Below are 6,529 nucleotides of genomic sequence, written 5' to 3' on the forward strand. Positions count from 1 at the left end.
GAGGCCCCCGCGAGGACCGCCCGATCACCCCACCGGCCGCCCCCGCAGCACCACCAGCCGCGGGTCCGCCAGCACCCGGACGTCCGCCCGGGGGTCCTCCTCGTACACCACGAAGTCCGCCGGAGCGCCCTCCTCCAGCCCCGGCCGCCCCAGCCACGCCCGCGCGCCCCAACTCGCCGCCGACAGCGCCTCGGCCGGGCTCAGCCCCGCCTTCACCAGCTCCGCCACCTCGTCCGCGACCAGCCCGTGCGCGAGCGAGCCGCCCGCGTCCGTGCCGACGAACACCGGGATGCCCGCGTCGTGCGCGGCGCCCACCGTGTCGTACCGGCGCTCGTGCAGCCGCCGTATGTGCGCCGCCCAGGCCGGGAACTTCCGCTCCCCGCCGGCCGCCAGCTCCGGGAAGGTGGCGATGTTGACCAGCGTCGGGACGATCGCGACCCCGCGCTCGGCGAAGACCGGGATCAGCTCCTCGGTCAGCCCGGTGGCGTGCTCGACGCAGTCGATCCCGGCCGCCAGCAGGTCCGGCAGCGACTCGGCCGCGAAGCAGTGCGCGGTGACCCGTGCGCCCTCCTCGTGCGCCGCCGCGATCGCCTCGGCCAGCGCGTCGCCGGGCCAGCAGGCGGCGAGGTCGCCGCGATCGCGGTCGATCCAGTCGCCGACCAGCTTCACCCAGCCGTCGCCGCGCCGGGCCTCGGCCCGGACGTAGGCGGCGAGGTCGCCGGGCTCGATCTCGTGCGCGTAGTTGCGGATGTAGCGGCGGGTGCGGGCGATGTGCCGCCCGGCGCGGATGATCCGGGGCAGGTCCTCGCGCTCGTCGATCCAGCGGGTGTCGGCGGCCGAGCCGGCGTCGCGGATCAGCAGGGTGCCGGCGTCGCGGTCGGTGAGCGCCTGCTTCTCGCTGGTCTCGGCGTCCACCCCGCCGTGCGCGTCCAGTCCGACGTGGCAGTGCGCGTCCACCAGGCCGGGCAGCACGAAACCGGTCAACGACCGGACGTCCCCGGAGGTCGGCGGGCGGGTGAAGCTCACCCGGCCGTCCACCACCCAGAGCTCGTCCCGGACCTCCTCCGGACCGACCAGCACCCGACCCCGGACGTGCAGCACCGCGCCATCGCTCATGGCCGCACTCTACCGACGAGGGCGTTCCCTGTAAGTAGCGAGAATGCGGCAGACTCGTTGCGGCACCCACCACCCCGCGCGCGAAAGGCTTCCGAACCGTGAGTCCCTTCCTCGACCTCCCCCCGCTCAGCGCCGCCGGGTTCGCGGCGATCGAGGACCAGGTGGCCGCGCTGCTGCACACCGAGGCGGACGTGATCGTCACCCAGGGCGAGGCGCTCCTCCCGCTGGAGGCCGCGATCCGCGGGGCCGCGCACCCGGGCTCCACCGCGCTCAACATCGTCACCGGCCCCTACGGGCAGACCTTCGGCAACTGGCTGCGCTCCTGCGGGGCCGAGGTCGTCGACCTCGCCGTCCCCTTCGACAGCGCGGTGAGCGCCGCACAGGTGGCCGCGGCCCTGGACGCCCACCCGGGGATCGACTTCGTCTCCCTGGTGCACGCCGAGGCCGCCACCGGCAACACCAACCCGGTCGCCGAGATCGCCGCCGTGGTCCGCGAGCACGGCGCGCTGCTGATGCTCGACGCCGTCGCCTCGGTCGCCGCCGAGCCGCTGCTCACCGACGAGTGGGGCATCGACCTGTGCGTGATCGGCGGCCAGAAGGCGATGGGCGGCCCGGCCGGGGTCTCCGCCGTCTCAGTCTCCGAGCGCGCGTGGGAGCGGATCGCCGCCAACCCGGCCGCCCCGCGCCGCTCCTACCTCTCCCTCCTGGACTGGAAGGAGCGCTGGACCGACGCCGGTCGCGCCGTACTCCCGCACGCCCCGGCCCAGTTGGAGATGCTGGCGCTCGGCGCCTGCCTGGACCGGATCGCCGCCGACGGGCTGCCCGCCGTGATCGCCCGGCACCGCGCCGCCTCCGCCGCCACCCGGGCCGGCGTCCGTGCCCTGGGCACCCTCACCCCGTACGTCCACGAGGACGCCCACGCGGCCCCGGTCGCCACCACCCTGCGCACCCGGGCCGGTCTGCACGCCGCCGAGCTCGCCGCCGCCCTCGACCCGGCCCTGCCGGTCCAGCCCGGCGGCGGCGCCCTGGCCGCGGAGATGCTGCGGGTCAACCACTACGGCCCGGCGGCCTCGCTGGAGACCGTCGGCGCCTGCCTCACCGCCCTCGCGACGGCCACGAAGGCCGACGCCGAGCCGGCCCTGGCGGCCGCCGAGACCGCCTGGCGAGCCACCGTCCGAGCCTAGGAAGCGCCGAGCGGCCCCCGGGGCCGGCAATCCCCGGGGGCGCGGTGTCCCGAGCGGCTCAGTGCCCGCCCGCGTCCACCACCTCGACGCCGCGGATGTTCCGCTCGATCTCCTCGGCCGACAGCGCGACCGCCAGCGCCCAGTAGTAGATGACCAGCGAGAACACCACCACGACCAGGATGTCCCACCACAGCGGCAGGTTCCCCTTCGAGCCCTCGCCGAAGGTGCCCTGCCAGGAGATGATCCCCATCCCGACCAGGTAGACCGGCAGCCACTGCCCCGCCCTGAAGTCCATCCGCGGCGCGTTCGGCACCCCCTTCGACGCGGCGTACGCGGAGTACCCGCCGAGCAGCACGTACCCGATGATGATCGCCATCCCCAGCCGCCACAGGGTGCCCCAGCCGGACCAGTAGATGATCAGGCTCGACACCGCGAAGGCCAGCGGGGAGATGATCGTGCCGCCGGGCAGGTGGTACGAGCGCGGCATCCCCGGCAGCCGCTTGCGCAGCACCCCGAAGGCCAGCGGCGCGCCCGCGTACATCAGCACGACGGCCGAGGTGATGAAGCCGACCAGCCGCTGCCAGCTCGGGAAGGGCAGGAAGCAGAGCACGCCGGCCATCCAGGCGATGATCAGGCCGAGCCAGGGCACCGAGTTGCGGTCGGTGTACTGCAGGGCCTGCGGCGCGTAGCCGTTGCGGCTCAGGCCGTAGGTGACCCGGGAGCTGGAGGTGATGTAGACCAGCCCGGTGCCGGCCGGCGAGATCACCGCGTCGATGAAGAGGATCGTCACCAGCCAGCCGAGGCCGATCAGGGTCGCGAGGCCCGCGAACGGGCCGCTGATGCCGGGGTAGTCGAGCTTGTCCCAGCCGCCCGCGAAGGTCGACGGCGGCAGGGCGCCGATGAACACCACCTGGAGCATCACGTAGATGATCGTGCCGATCACCACCGACCCGAGGACGGCCCGGGGGATGTCCCGGCGGGGGTTGCGGCTCTCGCCCGCCCACTGGATGGCCTGCTCGAAGCCCAGCAGCGCGAAGATCACCCCGCTGGTGCTGATGGCCGCCAGCACACCCTTGGCCCCGACCGGCGCGAAGCCGTGGACGGTGAAGTTGGAACCGTGGAACTCGGTGAACCCGAGCGCGAAGACGGTCAGGACCGGGACGGCGACCTTCCACACGGTGGCCACGCTGTTGGTGTGGGCGAGGAGCCTCACCCCCAGGAAGTTGATCGCGACGAACACCCCGAGCAGCACGGCCGCGACCACGACACCCGCCCCGGTCAGCGTCAGGTCCCTGTTCAGGAGGCCGTCCGCCCACGTCCAGTGCCGGGCGTAGTTGATCATCGCCTGCACCTCGATCGGCGCGATGGTCGCGGCCTGCAGCCAGGTGAACCACCCGAACGACATCCCCGCGAACCCGCCGAACGCGTAGTGCGGATACCGCGCCGTACCGCCCGCCACCGGGAACAACCCACCCAGCTCGGCGTGGATCATCGCCAGCATGATGATCGCCACCGCGCCGATGCCCCAGGACAACAACGCCGCCGGCCCGGCCGCCACCGCCGCCTTCTGCGCCCCGAACAGCCAGCCGGAGCCGATGATCGCCCCGACCGAGGCCCACAGCAGCCCGACGAGGCCGACCTCGCGCTTGAGCCCGGTCTGCCCTTGGGAGGGCGGGGTCGTGGTATCGGGACGGGCCATGGCGCAGCGCCTCTCACCTCGGGGGGAATCCCCCCGACAGTGCCGTAGCACCGGGACTCCTCCCACGCCGAAACGCGCTCCGGCCCACCCCTGTCAGCCAGACGGCGGAAGAGGCCTGCGGTGCCGCCCGGTGCCCCTTCGCAGCAGTGCCACCGGTGTATCGTCCTGCGGCTCGATCAGCGCGCCGTCGCGCCGCATGATCAGCGGATACGCCTCCGAGAAGTCTGCGGCTACCGCAACCGGCCGCCAGGCACGCCCGTCCCACTCGACCACCAGCCGGGGAACGTCCTCGAACGGATGCCGCCCCCGCCGATCTTCGGGCACGAGCACCAACGCATCCCGCGTTCCCTGCGGCCGGTCCCGACCGGCCCGGGCGCCGTACCACTCCGTGAGCGATTCGTCCTCGGGAAAGACCACGTCCTGATCCTCCAGCTCGACATCGCCCCGAGGTAAGCCCGCTGCAACGACCACTAGAACTCAAGACGAGGCCGGGGCGGTTCATCCGCTCGGTCAGACTGCGCCGAACTCCCCACATCGCACGGCGGAGACGAAGGCCGACCAGGCGTCAACCGTGACGACTAGGGAGGGGCCCTCGGGATTCTTGCTGTCTCGAATGGGAACGCTACCCTCGGCCAGCTGGTTCCCCGCCACCTCGACGCACTCCCCGCCATTGCTGCTGTACGAAGACTTGAACCACTGCGGTTCGGCGGTCACGGCAGCTCCCCTCTTAGCTGGCTGATCAGCGCCACCGACTCAGCTTGTGAGAGTGCGAGGCCCTGAAGCTGATAGTAGGCCGTGAGCGTCGGCAGTACTGCGCCGCTATCCCGCTCCAAGTTGCCCTGCTGCGCGCTTTCCGCGTAGGACATGAGCGAGCGGTCCGGAAGCGTGAGGATGTACACCGGGAGATCGAAGGCCCGAGCTTCCCCCATGCCGTACGGAGCGATCTGAAGAAGCGTATTGGGCAGGCCAGCGAAGAACGCAAGGTAGTCCAACTGGGCCGCCATCACTGCGGGTCCGCCGACAGGCCGACGAATGCAACTCTCGTCAAGAACCGCGTGGATCACCGGAGGGGGCTCCCGGCGCAAGTTCGCCTGTCGACGCGCAAGATAGGCCACCCTCTCGTCGGCCTGGTCCTGCGTGATGCTGCCTCGTTGAACTGCTCCCGCCGCGATGGCTCGCGCGTAGTCCAGGGTCTGCAGCGCCCCTGGCACGATGCCCAGCGTGAAGAGCCTCAGCTCTTCTGCCTTCGACTCCTTGGCCACATACGCCGGGAAGCCTTCGAGGAGTGCCGAGGTCTTGATGTCGAGGGCCTTGCGGACGAACACGCGATCCCACCCAAACGCCTTGTCAAGTTCGCGCGCAAGACGTGGCGTTGGGGGACGCCTGCCAGTTTCCACTGCTGACACATGCGTCGCGGAGTACCCGATGGCATCTGCCAGATCTTCCTGGGTCCACCCCCGAGCCTCGCGTGAAGTGCGGAGAAACGCACCGAACTTCGCCGCCGGGCCCCCGTCGGGGTCGAGTTCAACCTTGTTCACGGACCTTGATCCCCACTCTTCGAGCGCGTTTGACAGCTTGAAGACCCCCCAAGCATAGAGGACAGTTTGCACCCCGGGTAGTCATCTCACTACTGAGAGGAGTGGGCCTTGAAGCTGCACCGAACCCCCTCTGCCCCGCATTCCCCCCGACTCTGCGAGGTCGGCACGGCCTCCACGCGCCAGAACCCCACCGAGCGCTTCCAGGTGGTGATCTACCTGGCCAAAAACGGCCCCGCCTTTCCCGAGTTGGAGATGCACAGCTGCGAGGAGTACGCGCTCACCCACAACTGGGACGTCACCCTCACCGTCGTGGACGACGAGACGGAGAAGCCTCCGGAGCAACGCCCCCTGCTCCTGGCCGCGTTGCAGACGATCAAGGACAGGGGTGCCGGAGCGATCCTGGCCCCCTCCAGGACCGCCGTCTCCCCCATCGACGGCGAGTTCGACGAGTTCGCCGCCCAGGTCGAGAAGGCCGGCGGCTTCCTCCAGGTGGTTCGCCGATGACCAACCAATACGGGATCGTCCCCGCCGACGCCCACGACGGGGCCTCGTACCCGGTCTGGGTCATCCAGGACCGCGAGACCGGCCGCCTGGTGAAGGCGCTGCCGCCCCGCCCCGAACCGCTGCGGTTCTACTCGTACGACCAGGCGGAGCGATGGGTGCGCGTCAACGAGCAGCGCCACCCGGACCCGGAGGTCGGCTGATGGCCACCGCCCTCTCCCGAAAGCGGTACGAGATCCGGCTGATCAACTCCCGGAGCCCGCACTTCCTCCTGGTGGAGTGCTGGGGCTTGTGGGACCCGAACCAGCATCGGTACCTCCGCGTGCGAGGCACCTCGGACAGAATCAGACGCTTCTACACCCGCGCCGCCGCCGAGGCCTACCTCCGTTCCGCGCCCGGCAGCCCCTTGTAGCCGGGCCGCGCTGGCCGCCGCCCTGAGCCTCTCCGCCTGCGGCTCCTCCGGCAGCGGCTCGACCGCCGCCAAGCTCACC

The 6,529-nt window shown here is 71.3% G+C and carries 9 protein-coding genes; 4 read left to right on the forward strand and 5 right to left on the reverse strand.

The window, feature by feature from the left end; all coding sequences use genetic code 11:
• Window positions 1-24: 24 nt before the first annotated feature.
• Window positions 25-1,116, reverse strand: coding sequence for an amidohydrolase family protein (locus ACWC9T_RS12450; RefSeq protein ID WP_449820998.1), 1,092 nt, complete (start codon window positions 1,114-1,116; stop codon window positions 25-27).
• A gap of 98 nt (window positions 1,117-1,214) precedes the next feature.
• Here ACWC9T_RS12450 and ACWC9T_RS12455 point away from each other — a divergent pair, with 98 nt between their 5' ends.
• Window positions 1,215-2,300, forward strand: a complete 1,086-nt coding sequence (locus ACWC9T_RS12455) for a pyridoxal-phosphate-dependent aminotransferase family protein (protein ID WP_449820999.1) — start codon at window positions 1,215-1,217, stop codon at window positions 2,298-2,300.
• A 58-nt stretch (window positions 2,301-2,358) separates the two neighbouring features.
• Here the strand turns inward: ACWC9T_RS12455 and ACWC9T_RS12460 are convergent, their stop codons facing one another.
• The 4 genes from ACWC9T_RS12460 to ACWC9T_RS12475 form a co-directional block, all read right to left on the reverse strand.
• Window positions 2,359-3,999 (reverse strand): APC family permease, encoded by a 1,641-nt coding sequence (locus tag ACWC9T_RS12460; protein WP_449821000.1) that lies wholly within the window; start codon window positions 3,997-3,999, stop codon window positions 2,359-2,361.
• Window positions 4,000-4,092: 93 nt separating this feature from the next.
• A complete protein-coding gene (locus tag ACWC9T_RS12465; protein WP_449821001.1) occupies window positions 4,093-4,416 on the reverse strand; it encodes a DUF6087 family protein in 324 nt (107 codons plus the stop codon).
• A gap of 93 nt (window positions 4,417-4,509) precedes the next feature.
• Window positions 4,510-4,713, reverse strand: coding sequence for a DUF397 domain-containing protein (locus ACWC9T_RS12470; RefSeq protein ID WP_449821002.1), 204 nt, complete (start codon window positions 4,711-4,713; stop codon window positions 4,510-4,512).
• Window positions 4,710-5,537, reverse strand: coding sequence for a helix-turn-helix domain-containing protein (locus ACWC9T_RS12475; RefSeq protein ID WP_449821003.1), 828 nt, complete (start codon window positions 5,535-5,537; stop codon window positions 4,710-4,712). The genes ACWC9T_RS12470 and ACWC9T_RS12475 overlap by 4 nt, the downstream gene beginning before the upstream one ends.
• 108 nt (window positions 5,538-5,645) lie before the next feature.
• Between ACWC9T_RS12475 and ACWC9T_RS12480 the strand changes: the two genes are divergently transcribed.
• The 3 genes from ACWC9T_RS12480 to ACWC9T_RS12490 are packed head-to-tail and all read left to right on the forward strand — an operon-like array spanning window position 5,646 to window position 6,450.
• Window positions 5,646-6,041, forward strand: coding sequence for a hypothetical protein (locus tag ACWC9T_RS12480; RefSeq protein WP_449821004.1), 396 nt, complete (start codon window positions 5,646-5,648; stop codon window positions 6,039-6,041).
• Window positions 6,038-6,241, forward strand: coding sequence for a hypothetical protein (locus ACWC9T_RS12485; RefSeq protein ID WP_449821005.1), 204 nt, complete (start codon window positions 6,038-6,040; stop codon window positions 6,239-6,241). Before ACWC9T_RS12480 ends, ACWC9T_RS12485 begins: the two co-directional genes overlap by 4 nt.
• The gene (locus ACWC9T_RS12490) at window positions 6,241-6,450 is read left to right on the forward strand and encodes a hypothetical protein (protein WP_449821006.1); all 210 of its coding nucleotides are present in this window, start codon (window positions 6,241-6,243) and stop codon (window positions 6,448-6,450) included. Before ACWC9T_RS12485 ends, ACWC9T_RS12490 begins: the two co-directional genes overlap by 1 nt.
• Window positions 6,451-6,529 lie beyond the last annotated feature (79 nt).

Source organism: Kitasatospora sp. NPDC001159, assembly GCF_053598235.1.

What these genes read in the sequence shown, in the direction of transcription:
- ACWC9T_RS12450 (WP_449820998.1), bottom strand. Translation starts at nt 1,116, where the DNA reads ATGAGCGATGGCGCGGTGCTGCACGTCCGGGGTCGGGTGCTGGTCGGT.
- ACWC9T_RS12460 (WP_449821000.1), bottom strand. Translation starts at nt 3,999, where the DNA reads ATGGCCCGTCCCGATACCACGACCCCGCCCTCCCAAGGGCAGACCGGG.
- ACWC9T_RS12485 (WP_449821005.1), top strand. Translation starts at nt 6,038, where the DNA reads ATGACCAACCAATACGGGATCGTCCCCGCCGACGCCCACGACGGGGCC.
- ACWC9T_RS12490 (WP_449821006.1), top strand. Translation starts at nt 6,241, where the DNA reads ATGGCCACCGCCCTCTCCCGAAAGCGGTACGAGATCCGGCTGATCAAC.